Source organism: Paenibacillus sp. p3-SID867 (genome assembly GCF_025142895.1).
Classification (GTDB): Bacteria; Bacillota; Bacilli; order Paenibacillales; family Paenibacillaceae; genus Paenibacillus_AQ.
In genome coordinates this window covers 509,132-534,342 of the sequence record NZ_JAMBDM010000003.1, presented here as the reverse complement: position 1 = coordinate 534,342, position 25,211 = coordinate 509,132, and the positions used below count along the sequence as shown (strand labels likewise).

Sequence of the window (25,211 nt, the reverse complement as noted above, 5' to 3'; positions counted from 1 at the left end):
CATTGTTATAAGAGATCCATTGGGCACAGCATATTATAACAATAGAACTATGAGATTGTACGCCATTCAGTCTTCAGCATAGCATAGTAATACTCATCCCACCAGATATCGCCACGAGGAATACACTGTTGAAAATAGCCTTCTCTCCTCATACCCAGCTTCTCCACCACCCGATACGAAGGTGTATTCTCAGGCTGGCATGTCGCAATGATCCGATGCAACCCCATTACTTCGAAACCGTGCTGAAGCAAAGCTCTGGCAGCTTCCGTGGCATACCCCCTACGGTGATAGGTTGAATTAAACACCCAGCCGATTTCATAGGTATGTTCGCCGAACCATGGATGAAACACCACATGTCCTATCACCCGTTGTTCCTTTTGCAGGCAGACGGCATAATGATGAGCTTTATCGCCCTTGTTCTGAGCAAGAAATTGTTTTACTGTTTCTTCCGTATGCACAGGCTCAGGCATGTAATGCATCACCACCGGATCGGATGTATATTGCAGAACATCCTGCCAGTCTTCTGGTTCAAACTCGCGAATTATTAATCTTTCCGTTACGATATCCATTTGCCCGACTCCTCTTCAAAATGTATTCAAGTGTCCTCTTCATACCGCACACTCTAATACAGAGGCAAATGCGATTCGCCGTATATAAAGTTCTTTCTTAATTACGCCGGGTCACCCTCTTTCACTTTTCAACTTACTCTCATTAAAGATTCGATCAAAAGAGTGACATTCCTTCATAATATGTCAAATTTCTGGTTATTTTTCCGCTTATCGCTCTCATCTCAAATTGTTTCTTTATGTTTCATTTCATTACAACTTAGACTTGGCTGAGAATCGATTTCATTTTATCAAAATGCATGCCTTCATGATACAAGCAAAAGCTTAAGAATTCTTCGACCCGGGTTAACTTTAAACCTTTGGAGGTTGTATAGGGGGATAAAACCGTATCGTGCAAATGCCCGTTGTACCTGCGTTCGATTCGGTGGACCTGACCCTCAAGCAGTTCGACAAGCTCGTGTATGGATGGCCATGCTTCGCTAATCTCCCTTGGCTTTGAACCCGATCGGAACAGCTCGGTATATTCAGAGGGAAGGGTTATAGGTTCTCCGTTCACGCCGAACGCAAACCTTTCCGCTATAAATAAAACATGTCCCATATTCCATTTCACGTGGTTATTCATTCCACTCGGAATCAACTCCGCTATATCATCCGGGAGATCCCTTACAAGATTCAACGTTTGTGCACGCACAAATTCCAAATGTTCAAACAGGTATGCTCTCATGCAGCCCACTCCTTCTCATTAATATCCAGCGTCCGCTTTAACCGAGTGTACTCCATATGCGGATAAAGAAATAATATTGTTTTCACTCCGTTTCATAAAAAAAATGGATGAATCAAGGGCAAGCCTTCATCATCCATGGATATACTGGTTTTTTTCGCGGATATCCGCTTGAATATAAGAAATAAACGAATGGACTTGCGCAGGTCTCGCTTCTTGTCTCTTGATGCATACCCGAATAGGGTGCGGGAAAGTTACGCCAGACACTTTAACCTTGCCAAGTTCGCCCGAAACCAGTTCTTTCTTGATAGAAAGAGCAGGAACTAACGCAGCCCCGTATCCCGCTTTTACCGCTTCAATGGATTCCTTCAACCCCTCTATCGTTATGGAACAGCGAGGTTCGCGTGCATCCGATGACTCTATCAACGACCATAACCGTTTTCGCGTGTAACTTCCTTCTTCCCTCAACACAAAGGGTTCCTCCATAAGCTCAAGGAATGTCACTTCTTTATCGGCTAGTCGATGAAGGGCAGGCACAGCAAAAATTAATTCATCTTCCATTATTGTAAAGGACTCGATATCTTCCGCTTCAATGGGCCAGCTGCCGCATACGATGGAGATATGCACCGAATCGTCCTGTAACCGCTGCAGCGCGGTTCGGGAATTTCCTTTCAGCAACTGCACCTCCATCCTTGGATGCTCCTGCTTATACCCAACCAGCCATCCGGGCAGCAAAGCGCTCTCTGGCAGCTCCGTGGCACATATTCGCAAACTTCCCAGCTGACCGGATTTGATGGCCTCCATCATTTCTTCCATCTCGGCTTCCATCGCAAATAATCGCTGGGAATGCCTGGCCAAGGCAATGCCTGCTTCAGTCAATTGAATATTGCGTCCGTTAGCCTCAATCAATTTCATGCCGAGCTCCCGCTCCAAATTGCGAATTTGGGCCGTAACGGCTGGTTGACTTAACAGCAGATTGCCCGCCGATCTCGTAATGCTTCCCGTTTTGGAGACATCATTAAAAATGCGTAGTGCATGAAGATTCATAGGTCATCCCTCGATTCTTGATCTATTCACCTGGTCAATCTGTTGCGATCATTTAGATCGTTTATATCCTAAATGAAGTCCATTTGTAAACTGCTGAATCGAATATATGACACATTGAGGGAAGTGCTCTGAATATAAGGAGCTCTGACTTCTTGGTGATCCGAGTTCGTAATCAGCATGATGATCCGTTTTCATGATTTTTCATGGTCCTGCAACCTTTTATCATTTCTCCCGTCTATAGTGGTGCAGCAAGTACATTTTACCAATTCATGATATGACTTAGCTGAATCCTAGCGTTCTAGGATAATCTACATTTGGAGGATACCTACCATGAAAAAAATTTACAAAGTACTAGCAACCGCTACGGTTCTCGCAATGGCGGCACTGCCAATAGCAGCGAATGCACAGGCCGTCCCTCCTGCTACAGCCCATAAGGGACAAGGCAACATCGCGAATCAGGTGAAGAAAAGCGTTCCTGGAACGATGGGTTACATAACGGAGTTCGTCAATGACAAATCAGGCACATGGATTACCGTAACCGGCCGCGGCTTGGCAGAAACCGATCAACAAGAAATCAAGCTCTCGATTTCCAAAGATACTAAAATCATGGATGCCAAAGGCAACCAAGTCCAGCTCCAAACGATCGTGAATAAAAACAAAGCGATAAAAGCGTTCTATAGCCCAAACATAACGAAGAGCCTACCCGCTCAAGGTTCGGCTCTTACGATCATTGTACAGGATAACGACCTCGCCGGTATTGATGGGACCATCTCGGAGGTAAGCAAACAAGGCATTCTGGTGGAAGGAACCAATCTGTACAATGACAGTGAAGAGACCATGCTGCTTCATCTGGATCCAAAAGCAAAAATCATCGATCAAAACGGCAGCGCACTGAAAGCAAGCGACCTGGAAGCCGGCATGAGCATTCGCGCTTTCTATGGACCTTACGCGGCGTTAAGCATGCCACCTCAATCCTCAACAAATTATATACGGGTCAACACGAATGCCGAGAATAACGATCAGGAGCAAGCAGCCGGCATTGACGGCATCCTTACAGAAATGAAGGATGGAAGAATAAGCGTTTCCGGTAAACCAGCTAAAGCAGGTGACCTCGAATACGTTGTGCTCGCTGTTGATGGCGACACAAAGATTGTAGATGCCGGGGGCAATTCGTTAACGGCTGAAGCCTTAAAATCGGGTCTGCGAATCGAAGCTGAATACGTGTCCGTGATTTACCCTGCCCTGCCGCATGCAGATAAGATCGTGGTCTCCGACACCTCAGCGCCCAAAGTCGAAGGCACAATAACTACATCCGAACGCACGTCAAAGGATCAACTGTATATCAATGTAGGCTCAGATCAATCCACCGACAACGACATCATCATCAACATCTCCAAGGATACTCAAGTGATTGGATTGAATCCCAACGAGAAGCTGGAACCCGGCATGAATATCGTGGTCTTCCACTCCCCTATCATGACCATGTCCATTCCAGCAATCACATCCGCTGAAGTGATAATGGTTCAAGCCGACAACTAAGCTGTTGTTCTGACTGCTTACCGCAGCTAAAATAAATCACAAAAAACACCATCGTACTCAGGATTCCTGAATACGATGGTGTTTTAATGCAGTAAGATATTAATCGTTACGAACTATTCCTCAAATTCCACGTTGTGATATACCTGCTGCACATCCTCGAGGTCTTCCAGTGCATCGATCAGCTTCTCAAACTGTACCTGTCCTTCTTCCGGTAAGGTGACAAAATTCTGAGCCAGCATGGTAAGCTCGGCAACGGTAAATTCCGTAATACCAGCGGCTTTGAATGCTTCCTGAACCGCATGGAACTGGTCGGGTTCAGCATAGACGATCACGGCTTCTTCCTCTTCCAGGATGTCACGGACATCCAGGTCGGCTTCGAGCAGCAGATCCATGACTTCCTCAGCCGACTTACCCTCGACGCCGATGACTACGGTTGGATCAAACATATAAGACACTGATCCGCTGACGCCCATATTGCCGCCGTTCTTATTAAAGGCAGAACGTACAGCAGGCGCCGTACGATTGACGTTGTTGGTTAAAGCGTCAACAATGATCATCGAACCGTTCGGACCAAAACCTTCATAGCGAAGCTCTTCATAATTCTCATCCCCGCTGCCCTTGGCCTTATCCAAGGCACGGTCAATAATGGCTTTCGGCACATTGTATGTTTTGGCACGCTCAAGAACAACCTTCAGCGCACGGTTGGACTCGGGATCCGGTTCACCCTTCTTGGCTGCCACATAAATTTCGACACCAAATTTCGCATATACGCGACTTGTATTTGCATCCTTGGATGCTTTTTTCTCTTTAATATTATTCCATTTACGGCCCATATATTTCCGCTCACTTTCATTATTGAATCTGTAGCCGGTATTCAATAAATACCCTCGTCCATTATATATCTATTAAGTCCCTTGAACAAGGTTAAGAGCGTATATCCGGAAAATAGACAAATACCCGTAACCATCAATCAGTGCTGTTCACCGACAAGTAAGATCACCTTTCCCCTGCCATGACCCGTTTCAACAAGGCGATGCGCTTCCTGCGCCTCGTGCAGCGGAAACACCTCTCGAATATGAATCCGAATGAAACCCTCCATATACAAATCCACCAACTCTTGCAGTCTAGCTGCCGTTCTCGTGCCGCTTAACACGGGTATACCCAGCTCTACAGCAGCTTCGTCCGACACCATCGTGCGGATACGCTCCTTATTGTTCACAAGCTGGGCAGAAGCCCTTAATGCCTCGGGGCCGGCTGCATCAACTGCAGCATCGATTCCTTGCGGCGTGATTCTGCGGACCCTTTCCACAAGCCCAGCGCCATATGCAACCGGTATAACGCCGATGGACCGCAAATATTCATGATTGCTTTCACTTGCGGTTCCAATGACAGCTGCTGCGCCCCAGGCCTTTGCCAACTGGCATGCAAAGGTACCAAACCCGCCTGCCGCGGCATGGATGAGTACGGTGTCCCCTTCCTCAATCACAACAGACTTCAGTGCCATATGTGCCCCCTGTCCATTACCGGAGAACCCCCCGGCTACTTCCCAAGGCATGCGTTCGGGTTTGATTACAATCTGATCCGCATCCACCACGATATATTCAGCGTAACTATGGAGCAGTGAGAATCCAAGCACCTCCATGCCCACTGCAAATTGGTTGACGCCTTCTCCGACCTGATCGATCACGCCGGCGAACTCATTGCCGGGAATCATCGGGAAACGCTGTTGGCGAGCATATCCTATCGTTCCTTCACGCAGCCCGCAATCAAAAGGCAGCACACCGGCTGTCTTCACGCGAACCCGAACAGTACCCGGTCCTGCCTGCGGCTGCTTTATTTCCGTTAATTTTAAAACCTCAGGTGGACCGAATGAAGTAATGGCCATAGCTTTCATTTGCAACATCTCCTCTTTTCGTAATGCTTATTAAAAAATGAACTAAAAAGCGCCGCTACAACTGCAATCATGATCATCAGCATGAAGTATATATTGCTAAAGACATACGCACTCAGATCGTGGATCAACGGGTTCCACGCCTGTGCGGCTTCCAGATCCACCATGGTTCCGTAAAGGCTGGCAAATATCGCTCCTGCCATGAAATTCAACATCGACAATATGCCCATTCCCACTCCACTTTGTTCATGCGGCAGTGTCAATGATATGGATTTGGATAGTGCAATCGACATAAATGCTTGCCCGACACCGCCCAGGATCAGGAACAATGCAATCCATACCGGCGAAGCCCCCGTGAATGAAGATAATAAAAGGAAACAGAGCAGAAACAAACTTACGGCTATTTGGAACAGATATGAAGTACCTTTACGGTCCGCCATCCTGCCTCCGGATTTGCTGAGTAATGCGGTAGCAATTGCTGCTGGCACCATAACGTATCCCGTCAAGCCCAGCCTCAATTGGTGAACTTGTGTCAACAGCGTCGGCGTCAGGAACACAAGAGAATATCCTATGCCTGTTGCTGCAAAAGCAATCACCAAGCCAAGCGTGTAGCGAACGTTATGGAATAGCCCCGGGTTTATAAAAGGAGCAGCCGCTTTCCGGATTCTCCAAATGAAACAAGTCAATAGCAGGACAAAACTGATCAGGGTCAATGCTGTTGGATTCGTAATGGAGAGCAGCAGACTAGCTACAGCTCCGGCCAGCAGACTGCAACCGAGCCAATCCATTTGGGCTGTGCCGACTCTTTCATCATGTAAGTACTTGTAGTAGAAAGGCAATGTCAACAGAATGAGTACCGGCATGCAAAATAACACGCGCCAATGGACAATGCTTACAAGCATTGCCGCTACGGCTGGACCTGCTGCACTGCCGATAGCGCCGCCTGTCATCGATATCCCTAATGCTCTTCCCCTATGTTTCGGAGGAAAATAGCGCACGGGTATGATGCCGGATACCGCCGGTATGACGGCAGATCCTGCGGCCTGCAGTATCCTTCCGAAGATGAGCATTCCGTAAATCTGAGACAGCATCCCGATAACCGAGCCGATAATAAAGGTGGTAAATCCGATGGAAATCAAGATTTTCAGCTTGTAACGATCGGCAAGCTTTCCGTAGATAACACTTCCCATAGCGAATACAAGCAAATACGATGTCGTTACCCAGCTGACTTCGGCCATGCTCAGCCCAAACTCTCGCCTAATTTCTGGGAGCACGATATTAAACATTGTTGCATTCATAACCGATATGGCAAGAGTAAATGCCAGGACGCTGATTAATGCTTCGCTTGATGACTTCCTTCTCCCAATCTCCATAAATGTCCCTTCTTTCCGGATTTTAAAAGGGAGACCCTATTACGTGTGTGTACTGATTGTACAAATCTCATAAGGGATTGTTTTCCTTTCGTTGTTTATTTTATAATGGGTTCGAAATAAACAGAAATATATAATATGCTATATAGATCATATACTGGAGTATATAGGGGGATAAAGGATGGAACTTCTGCAGCTGCGTTATTTTCAAACCGTAGCCCGAACGGAACACATGACGAAAGCAGCTCAAGAGCTTCATATTGCACAGCCTGCTTTAAGCAAAACCATATCCAGGCTGGAAGCGGATGTCGGAGTTCCATTGTTTGATCGTCATGGCGGGAGAATCCGATTGAATACATTTGGGAAGCTCTATTTGGATAAAGTTGAACGTGCACTTCATTTGCTGGAGGAGGGCCAGAAAGAAATCAATGAACTTGCCGGACTTCAGCATGGCAGTATTCATCTGGCAACCTCAACCCTGGATCCGTTATCCGAACCGCTGAGTCAATTTCTGGCGGAGCACCCTGACGTGAATTTTCAAATATCCCAGGTCGGAACGGATGACATGATGAAGATGATGGAAATGGGGCAGGTCGATTTATGCTTTACTTCGATGGCGATGGAGCAACCCCTGTTATCTCAAGTGACCGTGCTTCGCGAGGATGTGTATTTGGCTGTACCCCAAGGGCACAGGCTCGCTGACCGTACGTCCATTAACTTGGGTGAATTAAAGAACGAAGCCTTTATCGGCTACAAGGAAGACTTTATATTCCAGCAAATGAACGATAAATTCTTTCAGGATGCTGGATTTACGCCCAGATATGTATGCCGGGTTGACGAACCTCCGGCTATTGCAAGTCTGGTTCGTGCCGGTCTAGGGGTTGCCCTCTTCGGATGTTTTCATGTCCAAGACGCCAAGCTTAAGCTGCTGCCCATTGCGAAGCCCGAATGCAAACGCCATTATCGGCTTATCTGGCATGAGAAGCACTATTTATCCTTAGCGGCTCGTCAGTTCCGTGACGACGTCATTCAGTACTTCTCGGATAAATCGTAATAAACAGCCAGATTCCAAACCTTATACAATTTCGTCTATTGAAAGCACTTCCTGCTCATGAACAAATGCGGGAAGTGTTTTTTATTGCGAGAGAATGTAGATGAAACAAAAAAATGATTGATTATTTATAGACAAAATATTATTATGTCTATGTAATAAACAACAAAATGCACATGCGTTTGTTTTTACGCTATCCGATCTGTAAAGTACAGATCTCGAAAGGAGACTCTTTATTTTGCTTAACAACCCCTATGTTCGAACGATTGTCTTGTCACGCGTTCTCTTGAATCTTGGCATTTGGGTTCGTAACTTTGCCATTCTTCTATACGTTACCGACTTGACGGACAATAATCCTATGTATGTATCCCTCATATCCGTAGCCGAATTTGCGCCGATTTTCTTGTTTGCCTTCATCGGCGGTACTTTTGCAGACCGCTGGCGGCCTAAGCGTACCATGGTCAGTTCTGATGGTGTGTCTGCGATATCGGTACTTCTCGTGCTGATTGCCGTTCATAACGGATCGTGGCAGGCATTACTGGTACTTACGTTCTTCTCAGCCGTCCTGTCCCAATTCTCTCAGCCTTCAGCGATGAAGCTGTTTAAACAGCATATCCCCGCTGAACAGCTGCAATCCGTGATGGCCATGTTTCAATCGATGGTTGCCTTCTTTACGGTGATCGGCCCGATCGCCGGTGCATTTGTATATCAAACGTTCGGCATTGAAGTGATATGCAGGAAGAGACACAATCCAAGCAGCAGAACCTGAAACAAGAGCTTATCGAAGGCCTTCGCTATGTATGGAATAATCATACGCTCCGAACCCTTGCCGCGACCTTCGCCGCAGCTGGCTTGGCAGCGGGACTTATTCAGCCGCTCGCGATATTTGTGACGATTGAGAACCTCGGTCGGGATAAGTCATTCTTGCAATGGCTGTTAACGGTCAATGGAGCGGCGATGCTCGTCGGAGGAGGCTTCGTCATGGCATTTGCCAAGAAAATCCCCCCTCAAACCTTACTAGCACTCGGTCTGAGCGTTAGTGCCGTCGGGACCCTTGGCATTGGCTGGTCAACCAGCGTCATCTTTACGATGCTGCTTCTAGTGATTAACGGATTCTTTTATCCCACCATCCACATTGGAATCAACACCATGATCCTAAACAATACGGAAGGGCCATATATTGGTCGGGTCAGCGGCGCCCTAACCCCGATTTATATGGGAATGATGGTGCTGGGCATGTCGATCGGGGGATTGCTCAAAGACCAGCTGTCCCTGTTCACCGTTTATGCGGCTAGCACACTCTTGTTCCTGACCGGTTCGGCGCTGCTGCTCCCATTGTTTAAAAAGAAAAAGAGCACGGCCGGCGTATTGGAGCAATGAACAGCAAAAAAGAGCCGCCTCACATTACAAGAGGCGGCTCGTACTCAGCTAGAGACCGTGTAGCAACTGGCGGTCATGTCGTCTTATTTTATTTTGAGCTCCAGCATATGTGCTTCTACTTCTTGTTCAGATGCATACGATGCACGGGATTCAGGATACAACTTCAGTACCATAGACTTGGGATCATCCAGCATATTACTGCTGAACGTATACTGAGACCCGTCCTCGGTTCCGGTTCCTGATAAGCTGGATAATTTATAAACTCGCCCATCGTCCGTCTTCGATACAATTTCGAAGGGTTGTACCATGTCACTAATCAAAAGCTTGGTTTGGAAATTCATTTTTTTCCCAGGATCGTATGCAAATCTTACTCGTGTCATGAGCGGAGAAATCTCCACCTCAGATAACACAATCTGATGATCGCCAAGCATGAACGTTTGATTGGGTTGATACTTCTCCGTCTTGATTGAAGCAAATTTCGGCTCCAAGTCGAACTTAATTTTCATTCTCTCGGAGTATTTCATTTCTGACTTGACCGTTCCTGTCTTAGGATCAGAAAGTTTACCACGATCTACAGATGCAATTTGAAAATCCACTTCAATGCTTCTAGGGAAAGGTTGGCTGCGATCCAACTCTAATGTTCCACGCCCATGCCAGCTTTGACCTTCCCAGCCTCCCATTTTCGAAGTATTCCCTAGCGAACGGCCTGTTTGCGCGTCCTTCATTCTAACACTGTTCACATCATAGATCTCCTGGCTGGAATCCGTCTGGGCAGAATATAACAATATTAACTTGTTCTCGTCAGCTGTAACAGCATCGATGTTAATCTGGTAAGGTCCCGACTTCGCCGACTTGTTGATCAGCTGAACATAATTGTTTCTTATCGCTGACTCCAATGTACTTTGATCGATATCGTAGTCTATTTCCTTAAACTTGCTAAGTGCTCCCCACTCCAACGACTGCTCTTTGGCTGCCTGTGGAGTAACAGTGCCCCTAATCGGACTGAGCAGCCACAAACCGGCAACCATTATAGTTATGAGTGTTATAGCAGCCACTTTCAAATAATGATTTCGAGATTTCAAGCGCGTCCGCCCCATCGTCAACCCGCGCTGAATAGCGTATGTAGTATCGATAGCATAAAGCTGCTGCCGTTGTTCCTGGTGGATCTGTGCCGCCTCGGCAAGCATTGCTTGTTCTTCAGGACTAGACATCTTGCCATTCCCCCCGATTGTTCATTAATTTTCGTAAATGCTCCAGCCCCTTGTACTGCCATGTCTTCACTGTACCCTCCGGCTTGCCGAGGATCGCAGATATCTCCTTCAGCGTCATGTCATTGTAATATTTCAGCAGCAGCACATGTCGGTATTTGGGCTTCACCTTTTTTAGAACGGGCCAGATAGCAAGCTTGTTATGATTGAACCCGTCAAGACCCGGTTCGGCAATGGCTTTTTCCAGCTCATGATCAGGCAATGAGACAGCCCGCTTGCGGCGTCGCTGTTCGTCAATGCAAACATAGATCAAGATGCGGATGATCCAGGCTTTGAATGCCTTCCCTTCTTTTAGCGTTGAACGCTTGACCCATGCTCTGCACGTCATCTCCTGAACCGCTTCCAGCGCATCATATCGGTTCCGCAAGTAACTGTAAGCTATATGGATCAGTGTTTCCTTGTGTTCCATAATGGCCTGGTAAAAATCGGTCTCATCATCCGTTTTCGTCAGTACCACCTTTTTCATCTCTGCTTGAGAGCCCATCATGATCTCCCCTCCTTCTCTCTATATATAATGCTCTATGGGTTAAGACGGACGAACTCCCCAAACGGTTTTAATTAATGTTAATCTAATGTGCTATGAACAAAAAAACCGGAGCTCTTCTCAAGAAGAACTCCGATTTGTTGATAATTGAGTATCATTATGCGTGAAATTGTTGTCCGTCCAATACTTCCTTCACATAGCCGGCGCGAATAACAAAGTCACCGAAATGCTCGCCTTGCTCGCGTTCTTGTGCATATTGCTTCATGAGGGGACGAAGGGAGTCCAAAATCTCGGCCTCTCCGATGTTCTCCTTATACAGCTTGTTCAGCCGGTGTCCGGAGAAACCACCACCCAGGTACATGTTATATTTGCCAGGCGCCTTTCCGATAAATGCGATTTCAGCCAGCATCGGTCTGGCGCACCCATTCGGGCACCCAGTCATTCGAATGACGATATCCTCTTCGCGAAGTCCGTTCTCTTCCAGGATCACATCGATTTTATCCAATAACGTCGGCAGATATCGCTCGGATTCGGCCATAGCCAATCCACATGTCGGTAAAGCTACGCATGCCATGGAATTTCGTCTCAGGGCAGAATAATGATTACCGTCCGTAAGTCCGTAACGCTTGATGAGGTCTTCAATCTTTTTCTTCTTATGGCTGCTGACATTGGCAATGATCAGATTCTGATTGGCCGTCAGACGGAAATCTCCATTATGGATTTGAGCGATTTCGCGCAGCCCTGTCATCAGCAGGTAATCGGATTCGTCTTTCACACGTCCGTTTTGGATGAATAGTGTAAAATGCCATTTGCCATTGCTGCCTTTAACCCAGCCGTAGCGGTCTCCGTTATGATCAAAATGAAACGGTTTTGCCTCCTCCAGCTTCCAGCCCAGACGGCTGGTCAGCTCGTTGACAAACCAGTCGATACCGCGATCATCAATCGTATATTTGAAACGAGCATGCTTGCGCACCGCGCGGTCTCCGTAATCCCGTTGAATCATCACCGTCTTCTCCGCCAAGTCAACGATTTGCTCGGGTTTGCAGAAACCAATGACTTTCGCCACTTGAGGATAGGTTAACGAATCACCGTGCGTCATCCCCATGCCACCGCCTACCGATACGTTAAAGCCCATTAATTGTCCATCCTCAATGATCGCAATGAAGCCAAGGTCTTGGGAAAATACATCAACATCATTGGATGGCGGCACGGCCATCCCGATCTTAAATTTCCGCGGCAGGTACACCGGGCCATAGATCGGCTCCTGCTCCTCTCCCTCTTGCAGGCTGTCTACGATCTTCTCGCCGTCCAGCCAAATCTCATGATACGCACGCGAGCGCGGATCGAGATGACTGCTAAGCATTCGTGCCCATTCGTATACCTCCGAATGAATTTCGGATTGATAGGGGTTCGGATTGCACATCACGTTACGGTTGACGTCGCCGCAAGCAGCCAATGTGCTAAGCATGGCATCATTCACTTCTTGAATGGTGCTCTTCATATTCCACTTCAATACGCCATGAAGCTGAAAGGATTGACGTGTAGTCAAGCGAATCGTCCCGTTGGCATACTTTTGGGCTACACGGTCCATCATCAGCCATTGCTCCGGTGTCACGACACCGCCAGCGGCGCGAACACGCAGCATGAACTGGTATGCGGGTTCCAGCTTTTGCTTATGCCGTTCGTTACGCAAATCCCGGTCATCCTGCATATAACTGCCGTGAAATTTCATCAGCCGGTTATCGTCTTCCGGAATCGACCCCGTTATGCGATCCTCTAAGGTCTCTACAAGACTGCCACGCAGATAATTGCTTCGACGCTTGATGTCCTCAACATCGCTATGCGGCGCACTATGGGGTGATACTAGATTATTATCAGACATGTTCCTTTTTCTCCTCTCGCAACCACAGGGGTGATCTTAATACACATCCCGCTGATAACGTTTCTGTTGCTGCATGAGCGTCAAATATTCCGCAGCTTCTTCCGGACTCATCCGGCCTTCTTGCTCGAGAATAGACCCCAACGCAGAATGCACATCATGAGCCATCTTCTTCTCATCGCCGCAGACATAGACGCAAGCTCCTTCTTGGAGCCACTGATATAGATCCTTGCTCTTCTCCAGCATGCGGTGCTGTACGTACACTTTTTTGTCCGTATCCCGTGAGAAAGCAACATCCATGCGCGTCAATACTCCATCCTTCAACCAACGCTGCCATTCAATCTGATAGAGGAAGTCCGCCGAGAAATGCTGGTCTCCGTAGAAGAGCCATGATTTTCCTCCTGCCCCCGTCTCTTCACGTTCTCCCAGAAAGGCTCTGAAAGGTGCCACGCCTGTACCGGGTCCGATCATAATGATCGGGGTGTCCGGATTCTCGGGCAGCTTAAAGTTCGGATTATGCTGAATGTATACAGGCAGCGTATCGCCCGCTTTCAGACGTTCCGCCAATTGCACGGAGCATACGCCGTAGCGGCTGCGGCCATGTGCTTCATAGCGCACCGTTCGAACGGTAACATGAACTTCATCAGGGAAGGCTTTGGAGCTGCTGGCAATCGAGTACAATCGGGCAGGGATTTTGCGCAGTATGGATACAAAATCGCTTGCCGCCACTTGCTGCAGGCCATAATCCTGTACCAGATCGAGCAAATCCCGTTCCTCGATATAGGTGCGCAATTCTTGCTCATGACCTGGCTCCAGCAATGTCCGAAGACCTTCATTCCCTGAAATTTTAACCACTTGCTCGATCAGTGGTTTCGTGAGAACGGTAATCTCGTAGTGACGGAGCAAGGCATCCCGAAGAGCTCGCGCTTCACCTTGTTTATTAATAACGACCACTTCATCCGCATTCCATCCCATTGCAGCGATGAGGTCATCCACCAACTGCGGATGATTTTCCGGATAGACTCCTAAGCTGTCGCCCGGCTCATACTGCAGATTCGATCCTTCAAGAGAAATTTCGATGTGACGAGTTTCACGGTCGGATCCTCTTCCGTTCAAATTCAGGTTCTCGAGGATTTCCGCTTGAAATGGATTGCTTCTCGAAAATTCCGATTCCGTACTATCGCTCAGGGCTACCGCACTCCCATTTTCGACAACGGATGATCCCGCTCCAGCCTCATTCAACGATAGAAGAACCTGATTCATCCATTCAGCAGCCGACTCATCAAAGTCTACATCGCAATCGACTCTTGGCGCCAGCCGCTTACCGCCCAATTCCTCGAGCCGTTTGTCGAAATCTTTACCCGTTTGGCAGAAAAATTCATACGAGGTATCCCCCAGCGCCAGTACGGAATATTGAAGATGGTCTACCTGAGGTGCCCGCTTGCTGTGCAGAAATTCATAGAATGGTATAGCATTATCCGGCGGCTCTCCCTCTCCATGCGTACTGACGATTATCAGGAGATTCTGTAACTTCTTCAGGTTATTGGGTTTAAAATCGCTCATAGAAGACATCGTGACCTGCAGGCCAACCTCTTCCAGCTTCTTCGATAACTTCTTCGATAATCCATGACCATTGCCTGTCTGTGATCCGTACAGGACTGTGACTTCTTTAGTAGCCGTCGCCACCGGTGCCGATACAGCAGCTAACGTGTTCGCTTGTGGTGCTGCCGCAACTGCTGCTGCGGCTTCCGTTCCCTGTAATGCAGCGATGAATCCGCTGAGCCAGGTCCGCTGGGATTCCGTCAGTGTAGGCAGTAGGCGGTTCAGCAGTTCCACCTGCTCCTGATTAAAAGGACTGTTCATTACTTGAAGTTCCAACAATATCCACCTCTCAAAAGCGCACATTATTAATTCCTACTATTACGATACAATTAATTTTATTACTCCTCTGAACCTATCACAGCTTACCTGAACCGGTCAATTACAATGTTCTTATAGCATTTATCAGTTTTACTAATAAATCGATTTTCCGGGCTTTACTACAAGCGAAACCCAACCCTGTTTACGATAGAGAATATCGATATCTCCGAATGGCAATGATACCAATGATAAGGAGGAAGATTTCGGATGTTAAATCATGATTGCAATTTTACGCCGCTGAAAAACAAATTGAAGGAACAGCTCACAGATATTACAAGACAACTACAGCATATCATCGTCAATTTGGACCAGGACAGTTCATGTCTGCTGGGTGAGCTGGATCTTGTCAGAACAAAATTTTTAGAAGCTGAATCGATTTCTTCTACGTATTATCTCAATTGTTTTCTCTTCCCCTTCACCAGCAAATATCAAGAAATCGCGAAATCCATATATCATCTCAGTCAAAAAAACGGGGTGCGCTCATTGTGATTCAACGGGAAGATGGGCTTGATTCGTTAATGACGCCAGGGATTCCCTTGTCTGCAGAAATCACAAGCCCCCTGCTTGAATCCATATTCGTTCCAGATAGCCCGCTGCACGATGGAGCGGTGCTTGTACGTAAAGAGATGATTATTTCCGCCGCGAACGTGTTGCCTTTAACAGCCAAAACGTATGGGGATCGTAAGCTTGGCACGCGTCACCGTGCAGCCATTGGCTTGTCCGAGATCAGCGATGCCCTGGTGCTCGTTGTATCGGAGGAGACGGGCAAGACCTCCTTCTGCATGGAGGGCACCCTCTATCCTTTATCCATCAGCAGCCCCTAATATTTTATGCTTGATCGTAGAGCCTCCTAGATAGCAAATGAAGTGAAATCTTCCCTGAAGGCTGTCATCTTCAAACAAAGCACTCGATTCCAAACCATGCAAAAGAGCCGCAGATGCTGATTCTGCGGCTCTTTTTATGGATCATCCCATGACGGGATTTTATGCAAATGTATAGGTCCAGAAACGTTCCGTACCAAAGCGCTGCTCCACTTCCTTGGCCTTCATCTGTTTCTTGCCCAGCAGCTCCGCTGCCTGGAATTGAGAGCGATGGGCTTGAATGGAGTTCAGCTTCTGTACCATGAACATGGATACATCTTGATAAACATCCGGTTTACCCAATTCTTGCTCACAATTGTTGGAGAATGCCAGACATTGAACGACAGGTCTATCTCCGGCCGGCATCCGCTGAATCGTGCGAATTACGGCCGCGCCCGTTGCGTCATGGTCAGGGTGGACGCTATATCCAGGGTAGAACGTGAACACCAGCGATGGCTTTATCTCCTGAAGCAAAGCGGCAATCACGCTATCCAGCTTATTTTGATCCTCGAATTCAATCGTTTTATCATGGAAACCAAGCAATCTCAAATCCTGTATGCCTATTGCATTGCAGGATTTCTCCAGCTCTGCTTTGCGAATGGTTGGAAGCGTGATACGGTTCGCAAACGGTGGAATGCCCATATTACGGCCCATCTCCCCAAGCGTTAAGCAGGCATAGGTAACATGAGCGCCTTCCATAATATATTTAGCCAGCGTACCGGACAAACCAAATGCTTCATCATCCGGGTGCGGCAATACGACCAGTATGTTTTGCTCCATCAATCCTCGTCTCCTCTCTCTATTAAAAAGGCTCCCGGCTCAACTGCAAAGCGACAACCAGTTTGCCCTGACTGTCATGACCTGCCATAATCAGCCGATCGGTATCCGTCTGTTCGAAATGGGTGAGTCCTTCGGTATATACCCAGCCCTGACTCATTTTCAATCCAACCCGATAGGGTCCATTACCGGATATCGAACCGTGGCTGTAACGAATGATTGCATTCGTAATAAAGTTAGCCGCGGGATGCTTCGTGCTGTCATAATGGGCAGCATAAGCGCCTGTCGTCATCTCAAGATGAATATATAAATCCTGGTCCTTCAATTTATCAATCATTTGTTGTACTTCGGTTTGATTTATGAGTTCCATATTTCCCTCCAATATAAAGAATCACAACATGCAAGCAGTCGATAGGATCATTCTATCATAATTTTAGAGCAGGACGAAAATACATAAACCAAGACGCATGATTTTATCTCGCAGTAAAAAGCGTGGCGTATTCCGGTTGTACTGCATATGCATTAAGCTCATGCTCCGAAATAACCGTATAGCCTTCCTTGCGCAGCAGAGCCGTTGTCACGCCATAACCGGCTGTTTTCTCATTGGCAAATTCTCCATTATAAATCATGGAGCTTCCGCAGGAAGGACTGCTCTCTTTTAATACGATCAGCAAAGCTCCGAGCTCTTGCGCCATTCGAAGCGTTTGGTATGCACCTTTTATATACATCTCGGTCACGTCTTTTCCGGAAAGCTCAACCACTCTAGCATGCCCTGCCAGTACATCATCTCCGTTTCCTCCAACGATCTCCGCCGGCTCCCGTGGAGTTGAGAATCCGCCAAGCAGTTCGGGACATACGGCCACGGCTTTCTTCGCTTCAACCAGCTGCTGAATATTCGTATCCAGGCTGTCCGTAGCGTTATAACGAACCTTCAAACCGGCTAAACATGAGCTTACAACAATCACAAAGGCCACCTCAAATCTCTCGTTCTTACCTACATACTGCTTACTACTGCCTAAGCCGTTTTCTCTCATTTTAGTATCAGGAATCGGAACTCAAATGTCAACGAAATGCATAGGGCACCGATCATATCCCTTATCTAACGTAACATGGGAGCAACCCTCTTGAGGAAGTGATTCATTAATAATGGCAAAGAAATCAATATCGGCGGATCATCCAGCCGGGGAACATGCAGAGTTACATGAAGATGCGGAGTCTTAGCGTTTGGGGTAACGATAATAGGTTCCTTCGAACGGGTACGCAGTGTGGTAGACTTCGGAAGCAAAAAATCGACCGCCTGCATGCCCCATGGGACCGAAGTAGCCATCAGATAATACGTTCCGGGACTGACATCGCCGAACCGAAACGAGCCGACGGAAGGTAACAAGGTTCCGTATAACGGAAGCCCTTCGGGAATCGGCTTGGCAAACAGCCCGATCAAGATGACGCCCTGAAATGGAGCCGTTGCCTCTACCGTGCCTTCAACTGTCAGATTGGGATTCTCGACCGGTATGGATTCACGCCAGCTGTTCAGTTTCTGTAGGGATAATAGATGCTCGTCCGCCTCCTCCTTCGAGTTCCGAAACTGGGAAGGGGTCACGCCTACTCTTTCCGTGAAGCGTGTCGTAAATGTACCCAGACTCTGCTGACCGATCTCCATGGCGATATCCCGGATACTCAGATGTGTATGTAAGAGCAAATCCTTCGCCTTCTCCAAACGAAGCGAGGACACGTAATATAATGGGGGCAGTCCGATTCGATCCTTAAATATACGTGAAAAATGATATGGGCTGTATCCTATGTAATCCGCCAGTGCCGATAACGGAAGGGGCTCATAAATATTGTTGTGAATATACGCGATTACCTCATCGATTTCAGCATATCGATCAGTCATCAGGTCTGCACCATCCTTCATTCCGGATATTATGTATGGGTCCAATCCAAAACGTTCGAAGAACAATTGTTCGCATTCATACTATCATATCCATCTAAAAAATGGAAGCTTTATATGTTAAAAATATCACCTTGCAAGTATAATCATGCACATAAAAAAAGCCGCGCTGCAGCGCGGCTTTCTGACCATCAATCCAGGTCCGGAATATGAATCTCAACCTCTTTTTTGCTCTGGGAAGAACGCAAAATGCCGTCCAGAATCGCTTGATTCCGAAGCACCTGCTCTCCCGGGATCGGCGCCGGCTTGCCTTCGCGCACAGCGCTTACGAAATCCTTGATTTTCTCCTGAAATACGTTAAGCTCATGATGGACCAGCGGTATGGCGCTTTCGGTATGATGACCTTGGATATCATGGAACATGGAGATTGATCCTACCTTCCCGTCCCACACACCGCTCCAAGGGCCTGAACCTGCCGGTGTAATCTTCATGCCCGCATCCGTGCCCAGGAACATCGTCGCCCCCAGGGTATCCATATGCATAGCCCATGACGTTTTGAAGTTAAGCACAAGGTCTCCTTCGAATCGAATCATCGCTACGCCGAAATCCTCAACATTAAACGCACTGGATTCGGAGTGGTATTTGGGGTTTGTTCCAAAATAATTCGATGTATACGCGGATACCGTTAACGGCTTGGGATATCCAAGCGCGTTCAGGGCCATGTCCAAGGAATAACAGCCAATGTCCGCCATGGCGCCTGCCCCTGAAATCTCCTGCCGGACAAACGTTCCACCCGGCATTCCACGGCGGCGGCCGCCTCCGGTTTCCACATAATACACTTTTCCAAGCTCGCCCTTTTGAATCAGATTCTTAATGATTCCCATATTCGGATCATAACGCGGCTGGAAGCCGACATTGAGCATATTTCCGGTTTTCTTCGAAATCTGAACCATCTCGATGGCTTCATCCAACGTGACCGACATCGGTTTCTCGAGCATTACGTGTTTGCCCGCTGACAGCGCATCAACCGTGGTGCTATAATGCGCAACGTTTGGCGTACAGATGCTCACGCCATCCAGGTCGAGATCCAACAATCTGCGGTGATCATCAAATCCGATCGCTCCCTGAAGTCCCCAGCGCTCAATAAATTGATCGGCTCTGCCGGGTAAAATATCAGCTACAGCGACAATCTGCACATCGTCGATTTGTTTATAATATTTTGCATGCTCCCCCGCAATGCCGCCGCTTCCAATAATTCCAATTCGAATGGTTTTGCTCATGGCTGATACTCCCCCTACAATTTCACATTCATTGCCCGATATGTTGATGGCGTATATCCATATCTCTTTCGAAACACGGTATGCAAATAACTTCCGCTTGAGAAGCCTTCGTGAATTGCGATTTTATCAATCGACCAATTGGTATCGATCAGCTTCCTGCATACGGCTTCAAGGCGGACATGCTCCAGTATTTCGCTGAAGGACTGCCCTTCCGCTTGCTCCTTGAATATTCGCTGCAGCTGCCTTGAGCTGATATGCAGCTTCTCCGCGACGTCATCCAATACAACCTCTCCCGAAGAGTTCGCATGAATATACTCCAGTGCCAATTGATAGCGGTAAGCCTTCATATCCCGTGAAGGCAGTTCCGCTTCCGATGGCTCGGATTCATATGCGCGTACAGCGCGCAGCAGTATCTGAATAATGCACTGCTTAATCGTTGTGTACAGACCCGAATACTTCTCTTGAGAAGCCTGATAAGCCTCAAGGAAATAAGGCATCGCACGATGGATATCCATCGTTGGCTTCAGCGGTAATCCTCTCAGCTTCTCCATACAGTCATCGGCTTCCGCCATTTCCCACGGATCCGAAGGAGGCAGTGCCGGACTCTCATGATCGGATACCTCATCGCGCGGAATAATGTCCACGTGCAGACATAATTCATCCATCGGCTCCGCTGCATCCGCCTCCTGATAATGAAGCACATTCGGACCTGTTAGATAAAACATGCCTTCCCGCAGCGCATAAGGCTCTTCTTCCATAATAACGGTCCCCTTGCCGCGGGGTATGAAATGAAATTCATACTCCGCATGCTTGTGGAAGGAGACAATCTTTCCTGGGGGAAAGGTGGTGAGATGAAACCGAAGAACACGGATCTCATAACGTCCCCAATAAACTCTCAGGTCAAGTCGCTCCAAGGCATCCTGCCGATCTTTCATCAATTCGTATGGAAAATGGTTATTCATCCTGATGCATCATCCCTGTATCTTATACTCTTATGCTTGCAGTTCATCCAAACGAATGGCGCGATGCTCTTTGGCCGAACGGTTGGAGGCTTCCATCAGTTTGGTTAATTCAACCGCATATGCAATATTTTCCTCTGCAATGGTATCTTCTTGAATATGGGAAATCCATTGCTCAAATGCACTTGCACGATTCGCAGGCACCGGCAGCTGGGCCCAGGCATCCTTGTACTCTTCTTTTTTCGTTGAACGAATCAGAAGTTTGTCGTCAGGCGTTCCGTACAGAATCGTTCCGTCCGTACCATGAATTTCAATTGTAAATGGCGAGAAGTTGTTTACAAATCCGGCTTCAACCACACCGACAGCTCCCGCAGCCGTAGAAAGCGTAGCAACGGCGTTGTCTTCCACCTCTTTACCCGTAATGTATCCGAAATTCGCATGGACATCAACCGCTTCTTCACCGAGGAACAAGCGTGTCAAATACATCGGATGGCATCCCAGATCGATTAATGCGCCTCCACGGCACTCCTCCAGGCTGTAGAAATGCTCAGGCAGCCAACCGGCAGTCGCGCCATTATGAGACAAGCGTACACGAACGAGTGTTACGGTACCGAGCAGCTCCTGCTGCAATACCTCACGGATTGCCAAGGTATAGCCGTCATTCAGCCGCGGTAGCGATACCGTGAATTTGACTTGGTTCTCATTCACGGCGTTGATGATATCGTTGACCTCTTGCAAGGTGGCCGCAATTACTTTTTCCGTGAAAATGTGTTTGCCTGCCGCCGCAGCTTTCAACATGACTTCTCTATGCATGGATGTCGGAGCATCCACAATCACGGCATCGATATCGTCACTTTGCAGCATGTCGTCCAGGGACTCATAAAAAGGCACGCCTTGCTTCTCTGCAGCTTCTCTTCCCCGCTCCGGATTCTCATCCCATACCGCTACGATTTGAGCATCCGGATGCTCCTGCGCCTGTTTCGTATAATCCCACGCGTGTACATGCCAATAACTAATTTTTCCGATTCTAATCATTCTCGTCACCTCAGTATCTAATATTAAGACATCATGCCATTAATCTATCACACGAACCGCCCGATTCACAGTGTAAAATTGCGACAATCAAGTTAGATATCACGACATGACGACAAACAAAAACTCCGCCAGTTGACGGAGCAGAATCATCTGAAAACTCACAGTTTCAAGCGTTCTCTTGCAGTTGTGATATGTGCAGTATGATGTTTACCGTGCCAGGCGTACATGCCCGTTGCGTATTCCAGGCTCGTTTTTTGCTGGTTCTCAGGGTGATAGAAGGTTCTGAGATAATCCTCGGTATTCATGATCTCTAATAAAGCGACCCATCTGGCGTGTAGGCCATCAATCAAAACGAGTGATGCATCAACGTCCACCGTCATTGAATCCTGAAGGGCTGCCCACTTCTGCTCGTCATAAGGCTTAATCGTTGGGTTGTCTTCCGTTAAAGCAAGTTTGAACCGGATATAGCTGTTCATATGACTGTCAGCCAGATGGTGAACGACCTGTCGGATGCTCCAGCCTCCATCTCGATATGATAAATCCAGCTGTTCCTGGCTTAGCCCCTGCACGGCAGCCCTCAGTTTCTCCGGCAGGCTCTTAATCTCTTGAATCCAGAGCTCCCTTTGTTCAGGCGTCGATGGCCCTTCCCATTCAAATTGTCCTATCGGGTATCTCAAGTCCATGTTCCCTCACTCCTTGACCATCATTTTTTGAATCATTCGTATAGTAATGATAATAGCATTTTACAACGACCCCATTATATCTTCAATTTCGTTTATTTGACCGTCCGATAGTGGTCCGAAAAGAGCGGCCCCAGTCAATTCCTCCACTTGCTTCCTCGTTTTAAAACCCGGAATCGGGATCGCGACGTGGCTTCTTCCCCAAATCCATGCCAGCGCCCCTTGCACCAAAGTCCGATTTTCACTGGTTAAAATCTCCCGAACCGCCTCAAGTTTAGCCAGAAACGATGGTACCGGTTTACCTTCCTTGAAATAGGAAACCCAATCGTGACCGCTCCCCCTTACATCTTGATCACTGAATCTTGAGTCATGATTGAATTTCCCGCTTAAGAGCCCCATAGCCAAAGGTGTATTATTGATGCTTGCTAAACCGTAACGCTCACAGAGGGCAAGCATCTCCTTGTCGTCACTGAGAACATTCAGCACATGTTGGATTGCCGCGGCTTCCGATTTTCGAGCAAACCATTCGGCATTAGCCACATCCCATGTACTCCAGCCATATGTTCGGATCAGCCCATCTTGACGAAGACCGTTCAAGGTATCAATCACCGACTCCACCTCGCCAAGACTTAATCCACCTACATGAATTTGATAGACATCGATATAATCAGTATCCAGGCGTTGAAGTGATCGCTCGCAAGCGCTCCGGACATAATCCGCTGAAACATTGTGACGAGTGAAAACCTCCTTCGTTGACTCATCATACGTATAACCGAATTTGGTGGCAATCACCGCATCCTGCCGCCTTCCCTTTAACGCTTGGCCCAGGACCCGTTCACTATGGCCCGTTCCGTATACATCTGCAGTATCAAAAAAGTTAACGCCTCGTTCCAACGCAGCGTGAATCCCCGCTATGGATTCGCGTTCATTCACCTCTCCCCATCCATCCGCCAAGCCGTCCAATGTAAATTTCCCACCTATGGCCCAGCAGCCCAGACCGAGCGGACTTACCGATATTTGCGATCTGCCTAACATTCGTTTCATTGTTATATTTCCTCCCTTTTCGAATCAGTTCGTCATCATTATAATAAGGAGAATGGTCTGTGATGAGATCCAATGATAACGAATTTGGAGGAACCAATTAGAGGAGGGATACGGTGTACAGCATTCAGATCGACCGTGAATCTAAACTGACGGTAACCCGTCAGATATGCCAGCAGCTGCGAAGGATCATCGAATCGGGACAACTGACAGCCGGAACTCGTCTGCTTCCTACGCGCGTTCTGGCAAAAGAATGGGGGATTGCGCGCAATGTCGTCATTGAAGTATATGAGCAGCTGACGGCTGAAGGATATCTGGAGGGGCGTGTAGGCTCCGGCACCTATGTAGCGGAAGGTATCATCCCCGTTCCCAATCCGCGTACCGCTCCCTCTTCGAGCAAGCAGCCGTTCCAAAGGCAGATAATCACTCAGCATGAACACGTCATTGATTTTGCCACGGGCGTTTCCCGATCGGAACATGTTTCCACGACACATCTGGGCCAAGTATTTGAAAGCAGCCTCTGAATCTTCCGAATATGAAGACCATGAGTACGGTCACATCAAAGGGGATTCGACTCTGCGCTCTGCGATCTGCGACTATGTATTTCGGGCTAAAGGCATCCAATGCTCACCCGAACAAATTGTGATTGTGTCCGGTGCCACTGAAGGGTTCCTTCTCCTTGCCAAATCGTTATCTTCCAAGTTTCATTCCATCTATATCGAAGACCCGACAATCGATATTACCCGGGATATTTTTCAGACGATGAACTATAATCTTGTTCCGGTCGAGGTTGATCCTAGCGGAATGCGCGTCGACGCCTTGTCGAGTATCGCTCCAGGTCATCTGGTTTTATTAACGCCATCACATCAGTTTCCAACCGGCAGCGTATTATCCATTCAGCGGAGACATCAGATCGTTGGGATGCTGGAGGAAGCCGACTCTTTCGCTATCGAGGATGATTATGACAGCGAGTTCCGGCTTCGAGGGATCCCTGTGCCTCCTCTACAGACGCTGTCGCCTTCAAGGGTTATCTATGTAGGAACTTTCAGCAAGACGCTGTCGCCCAGCCTTCGGATCGGATTTATGATTGTACCACCGAGTCTAACCGATGCCGTTGCCGAAATGAAAGATAAATTGAATTTACATACTCCGTACATCATTCAAAAAGCATTAAGCCAATTCATGTTGGATGGGTATCTGGAACGGCATATCCATACGATGAAGAAAATGTACAAGAAGCGGCGTAATGTCATGACGGAGCAGCTTCAGCACTTATTCGGAGCGGATATTTCCATTCTCGGCGATGATGCGGGAATGCATCTTCAGATTATTTTCCATTCACAGCCCTACGCCCTTCTTCCATGGAATGACACGACCTCTTACGGGTTCCGTGTTGAGCCTGTATCGAATTACAGAATCTCATCCTCCAGCCCTCTCCGTTCAACCGGTATCGTGTTAGGATATGGGAACCTGTCATCCGAAGAAATCGAGGAAGGATTACGCCGACTTTACTTGTTTGCTTCCTCTTGAAAGACACTCGCTTGAATATTGACATGTTATGGATTTTATATG

Annotated in this window: 23 protein-coding genes and 2 pseudogenes; 6 read left to right on the top strand and 19 right to left on the bottom strand. The window is 47.7% G+C overall.

The window, feature by feature from the left end:
- Positions 1 to 47 precede the first annotated feature (47 nt).
- The 3 genes from M4D81_RS08690 to M4D81_RS08680 form a co-directional block, all read right to left on the bottom strand.
- Positions 48 to 569, bottom strand: coding sequence for a GNAT family N-acetyltransferase (locus M4D81_RS08690; RefSeq protein ID WP_260065648.1), 522 nt, complete (start codon positions 567 to 569; stop codon positions 48 to 50).
- Positions 570 to 825: 256 nt separating this feature from the next.
- Positions 826 to 1,290 (bottom strand): DinB family protein, encoded by a 465-nt coding sequence (locus tag M4D81_RS08685; RefSeq protein WP_194543233.1) that lies wholly within the window; start codon positions 1,288 to 1,290, stop codon positions 826 to 828.
- A gap of 129 nt (positions 1,291 to 1,419) precedes the next feature.
- Complete coding sequence (locus tag M4D81_RS08680; protein WP_260065647.1) at positions 1,420 to 2,334, bottom strand: LysR family transcriptional regulator; 915 nt, start codon at positions 2,332 to 2,334, stop codon at positions 1,420 to 1,422.
- A gap of 330 nt (positions 2,335 to 2,664) precedes the next feature.
- Between M4D81_RS08680 and M4D81_RS08675 the strand changes: the two genes are divergently transcribed.
- The gene (locus M4D81_RS08675; RefSeq protein WP_260065646.1) at positions 2,665 to 3,873 is read left to right on the top strand and encodes a peptidase; all 1,209 of its coding nucleotides are present in this window, start codon (positions 2,665 to 2,667) and stop codon (positions 3,871 to 3,873) included.
- 113 nt (positions 3,874 to 3,986) lie between these two features.
- Here M4D81_RS08675 and M4D81_RS08670 read toward each other — a convergent pair whose 3' ends face one another.
- The 3 genes from M4D81_RS08670 to M4D81_RS08660 form a co-directional block, all read right to left on the bottom strand.
- Positions 3,987 to 4,706 carry a YebC/PmpR family DNA-binding transcriptional regulator gene (locus M4D81_RS08670; RefSeq protein WP_260065746.1) on the bottom strand — a complete coding sequence of 240 codons (720 nt, stop codon included), beginning with the start codon at positions 4,704 to 4,706 and terminating at the stop codon, positions 3,987 to 3,989.
- Positions 4,707 to 4,843: 137 nt separating this feature from the next.
- Positions 4,844 to 5,767 carry an NADP-dependent oxidoreductase gene (locus M4D81_RS08665; RefSeq protein WP_071218606.1) on the bottom strand — a complete coding sequence of 308 codons (924 nt, stop codon included), beginning with the start codon at positions 5,765 to 5,767 and terminating at the stop codon, positions 4,844 to 4,846.
- Positions 5,764 to 7,137: an MFS transporter gene (locus M4D81_RS08660; RefSeq protein WP_260065645.1), complete on the bottom strand. Its 1,374-nt coding sequence runs from the start codon at positions 7,135 to 7,137 to the stop codon at positions 5,764 to 5,766. The genes M4D81_RS08665 and M4D81_RS08660 overlap by 4 nt, the downstream gene beginning before the upstream one ends.
- Before the next feature lie 178 nt (positions 7,138 to 7,315).
- On the opposite strand from M4D81_RS08660, the gene M4D81_RS08655 reads away from it, so the two are divergent.
- Together M4D81_RS08655 and M4D81_RS08650 are read left to right on the top strand one after the other, a co-directional pair.
- Positions 7,316 to 8,188, top strand: coding sequence for a LysR family transcriptional regulator (locus M4D81_RS08655; RefSeq protein WP_260065643.1), 873 nt, complete (start codon positions 7,316 to 7,318; stop codon positions 8,186 to 8,188).
- Positions 8,189 to 8,423: 235 nt separating this feature from the next.
- A pseudogene (locus M4D81_RS08650) lies at positions 8,424 to 9,565 on the top strand (MFS transporter).
- A gap of 83 nt (positions 9,566 to 9,648) precedes the next feature.
- Here the strand turns inward: M4D81_RS08650 and M4D81_RS08645 are convergent.
- From M4D81_RS08645 to M4D81_RS08630, 4 genes are all read right to left on the bottom strand, one after another.
- On the bottom strand, positions 9,649 to 10,776 hold the full coding sequence (locus tag M4D81_RS08645) for a DUF4179 domain-containing protein (RefSeq protein ID WP_260065641.1): 1,128 nt from the start codon (positions 10,774 to 10,776) through the stop codon (positions 9,649 to 9,651).
- On the bottom strand, positions 10,769 to 11,320 hold the full coding sequence (locus tag M4D81_RS08640; RefSeq protein ID WP_260065639.1) for an RNA polymerase sigma factor: 552 nt from the start codon (positions 11,318 to 11,320) through the stop codon (positions 10,769 to 10,771). Before M4D81_RS08640 ends, M4D81_RS08645 begins: the two co-directional genes overlap by 8 nt.
- Positions 11,321 to 11,474: 154 nt before the next feature.
- Entirely contained in the window at positions 11,475 to 13,199 is a 1,725-nt protein-coding gene (gene cysI / locus M4D81_RS08635) for an assimilatory sulfite reductase (NADPH) hemoprotein subunit (protein WP_260065638.1), read from the bottom strand.
- A gap of 36 nt (positions 13,200 to 13,235) precedes the next feature.
- Positions 13,236 to 15,074 (bottom strand): assimilatory sulfite reductase (NADPH) flavoprotein subunit, encoded by a 1,839-nt coding sequence (locus M4D81_RS08630; protein WP_260065636.1) that lies wholly within the window; start codon positions 15,072 to 15,074, stop codon positions 13,236 to 13,238.
- A 249-nt stretch (positions 15,075 to 15,323) separates the two neighbouring features.
- Between M4D81_RS08630 and cdaS the strand changes: the two are divergent.
- Positions 15,324 to 15,940 (top strand): annotated as a pseudogene (gene cdaS, locus M4D81_RS08625) (sporulation-specific diadenylate cyclase CdaS).
- Between the two features lie 159 nt (positions 15,941 to 16,099).
- On the opposite strand, the gene bshB2 reads toward cdaS, so the two are convergent.
- From bshB2 to M4D81_RS08580, 9 genes are all read right to left on the bottom strand, one after another.
- Positions 16,100 to 16,756 (bottom strand): bacillithiol biosynthesis deacetylase BshB2, encoded by a 657-nt coding sequence (gene bshB2, locus M4D81_RS08620; protein WP_260065635.1) that lies wholly within the window; start codon positions 16,754 to 16,756, stop codon positions 16,100 to 16,102.
- A gap of 22 nt (positions 16,757 to 16,778) precedes the next feature.
- The gene (locus M4D81_RS08615) at positions 16,779 to 17,123 is read right to left on the bottom strand and encodes a YojF family protein (protein WP_071218620.1); all 345 of its coding nucleotides are present in this window, start codon (positions 17,121 to 17,123) and stop codon (positions 16,779 to 16,781) included.
- A 103-nt stretch (positions 17,124 to 17,226) separates the two neighbouring features.
- Positions 17,227 to 17,718, bottom strand: coding sequence for a 2-thiouracil desulfurase family protein (locus M4D81_RS08610; protein WP_194543243.1), 492 nt, complete (start codon positions 17,716 to 17,718; stop codon positions 17,227 to 17,229).
- 134 nt (positions 17,719 to 17,852) lie between these two features.
- Complete coding sequence (locus M4D81_RS08605; protein WP_071218623.1) at positions 17,853 to 18,647, bottom strand: helix-turn-helix transcriptional regulator; 795 nt, start codon at positions 18,645 to 18,647, stop codon at positions 17,853 to 17,855.
- Between the two features lie 188 nt (positions 18,648 to 18,835).
- Positions 18,836 to 19,924 (bottom strand): Gfo/Idh/MocA family protein, encoded by a 1,089-nt coding sequence (locus tag M4D81_RS08600; protein WP_071218625.1) that lies wholly within the window; start codon positions 19,922 to 19,924, stop codon positions 18,836 to 18,838.
- Positions 19,925 to 19,938: 14 nt separating this feature from the next.
- Positions 19,939 to 20,886, bottom strand: coding sequence for an AraC family transcriptional regulator (locus tag M4D81_RS08595; protein WP_260065633.1), 948 nt, complete (start codon positions 20,884 to 20,886; stop codon positions 19,939 to 19,941).
- A 30-nt stretch (positions 20,887 to 20,916) separates the two neighbouring features.
- Positions 20,917 to 21,918 carry a Gfo/Idh/MocA family protein gene (locus tag M4D81_RS08590; protein ID WP_260065632.1) on the bottom strand — a complete coding sequence of 334 codons (1,002 nt, stop codon included), beginning with the start codon at positions 21,916 to 21,918 and terminating at the stop codon, positions 20,917 to 20,919.
- Positions 21,919 to 22,076: 158 nt separating this feature from the next.
- Positions 22,077 to 22,601 carry a YfiT family bacillithiol transferase gene (locus M4D81_RS08585; protein ID WP_260065631.1) on the bottom strand — a complete coding sequence of 175 codons (525 nt, stop codon included), beginning with the start codon at positions 22,599 to 22,601 and terminating at the stop codon, positions 22,077 to 22,079.
- A 60-nt stretch (positions 22,602 to 22,661) separates the two neighbouring features.
- Positions 22,662 to 23,642 (bottom strand): aldo/keto reductase, encoded by a 981-nt coding sequence (locus M4D81_RS08580; protein WP_260065629.1) that lies wholly within the window; start codon positions 23,640 to 23,642, stop codon positions 22,662 to 22,664.
- A gap of 113 nt (positions 23,643 to 23,755) precedes the next feature.
- Here M4D81_RS08580 and M4D81_RS08575 point away from each other — a divergent pair, with 113 nt between their 5' ends.
- Together M4D81_RS08575 and pdxR are read left to right on the top strand one after the other, a co-directional pair.
- Positions 23,756 to 24,163: a winged helix-turn-helix domain-containing protein gene (locus M4D81_RS08575; RefSeq protein ID WP_260065627.1), complete on the top strand. Its 408-nt coding sequence runs from the start codon at positions 23,756 to 23,758 to the stop codon at positions 24,161 to 24,163.
- The gene (gene pdxR, locus M4D81_RS08570; protein WP_260065626.1) at positions 24,117 to 25,169 is read left to right on the top strand and encodes a MocR-like pyridoxine biosynthesis transcription factor PdxR; all 1,053 of its coding nucleotides are present in this window, start codon (positions 24,117 to 24,119) and stop codon (positions 25,167 to 25,169) included. The genes M4D81_RS08575 and pdxR overlap by 47 nt, the downstream gene beginning before the upstream one ends.
- The last annotated feature ends 42 nt before the right edge of the window (positions 25,170 to 25,211 follow it).

What these genes read in the sequence shown, in the direction of transcription:
- M4D81_RS08690 (WP_260065648.1), bottom strand. Translation starts at nt 569, where the DNA reads ATGGATATCGTAACGGAAAGATTAATAATTCGCGAGTTTGAACCAGAA.
- M4D81_RS08685 (WP_194543233.1), bottom strand. Translation starts at nt 1,290, where the DNA reads ATGAGAGCATACCTGTTTGAACATTTGGAATTTGTGCGTGCACAAACG.
- M4D81_RS08680 (WP_260065647.1), bottom strand. Translation starts at nt 2,334, where the DNA reads ATGAATCTTCATGCACTACGCATTTTTAATGATGTCTCCAAAACGGGA.
- M4D81_RS08675 (WP_260065646.1), top strand. Translation starts at nt 2,665, where the DNA reads ATGAAAAAAATTTACAAAGTACTAGCAACCGCTACGGTTCTCGCAATG.
- M4D81_RS08670 (WP_260065746.1), bottom strand. Translation starts at nt 4,706, where the DNA reads ATGGGCCGTAAATGGAATAATATTAAAGAGAAAAAAGCATCCAAGGAT.
- M4D81_RS08665 (WP_071218606.1), bottom strand. Translation starts at nt 5,767, where the DNA reads ATGAAAGCTATGGCCATTACTTCATTCGGTCCACCTGAGGTTTTAAAA.
- M4D81_RS08660 (WP_260065645.1), bottom strand. Translation starts at nt 7,137, where the DNA reads ATGGAGATTGGGAGAAGGAAGTCATCAAGCGAAGCATTAATCAGCGTC.
- M4D81_RS08655 (WP_260065643.1), top strand. Translation starts at nt 7,316, where the DNA reads ATGGAACTTCTGCAGCTGCGTTATTTTCAAACCGTAGCCCGAACGGAA.
- M4D81_RS08645 (WP_260065641.1), bottom strand. Translation starts at nt 10,776, where the DNA reads ATGTCTAGTCCTGAAGAACAAGCAATGCTTGCCGAGGCGGCACAGATC.
- M4D81_RS08640 (WP_260065639.1), bottom strand. Translation starts at nt 11,320, where the DNA reads ATGATGGGCTCTCAAGCAGAGATGAAAAAGGTGGTACTGACGAAAACG.
- cysI (WP_260065638.1), bottom strand. Translation starts at nt 13,199, where the DNA reads ATGTCTGATAATAATCTAGTATCACCCCATAGTGCGCCGCATAGCGAT.
- bshB2 (WP_260065635.1), bottom strand. Translation starts at nt 16,756, where the DNA reads ATGGAGCAAAACATACTGGTCGTATTGCCGCACCCGGATGATGAAGCA.
- M4D81_RS08615 (WP_071218620.1), bottom strand. Translation starts at nt 17,123, where the DNA reads ATGGAACTCATAAATCAAACCGAAGTACAACAAATGATTGATAAATTG.
- M4D81_RS08605 (WP_071218623.1), bottom strand. Translation starts at nt 18,647, where the DNA reads ATGACTGATCGATATGCTGAAATCGATGAGGTAATCGCGTATATTCAC.
- M4D81_RS08600 (WP_071218625.1), bottom strand. Translation starts at nt 19,924, where the DNA reads ATGAGCAAAACCATTCGAATTGGAATTATTGGAAGCGGCGGCATTGCG.
- M4D81_RS08595 (WP_260065633.1), bottom strand. Translation starts at nt 20,886, where the DNA reads ATGAATAACCATTTTCCATACGAATTGATGAAAGATCGGCAGGATGCC.
- M4D81_RS08590 (WP_260065632.1), bottom strand. Translation starts at nt 21,918, where the DNA reads ATGATTAGAATCGGAAAAATTAGTTATTGGCATGTACACGCGTGGGAT.
- M4D81_RS08585 (WP_260065631.1), bottom strand. Translation starts at nt 22,601, where the DNA reads ATGGACTTGAGATACCCGATAGGACAATTTGAATGGGAAGGGCCATCG.
- M4D81_RS08580 (WP_260065629.1), bottom strand. Translation starts at nt 23,642, where the DNA reads ATGAAACGAATGTTAGGCAGATCGCAAATATCGGTAAGTCCGCTCGGT.
- pdxR (WP_260065626.1), top strand. Translation starts at nt 24,117, where the DNA reads ATGTTTCCACGACACATCTGGGCCAAGTATTTGAAAGCAGCCTCTGAA.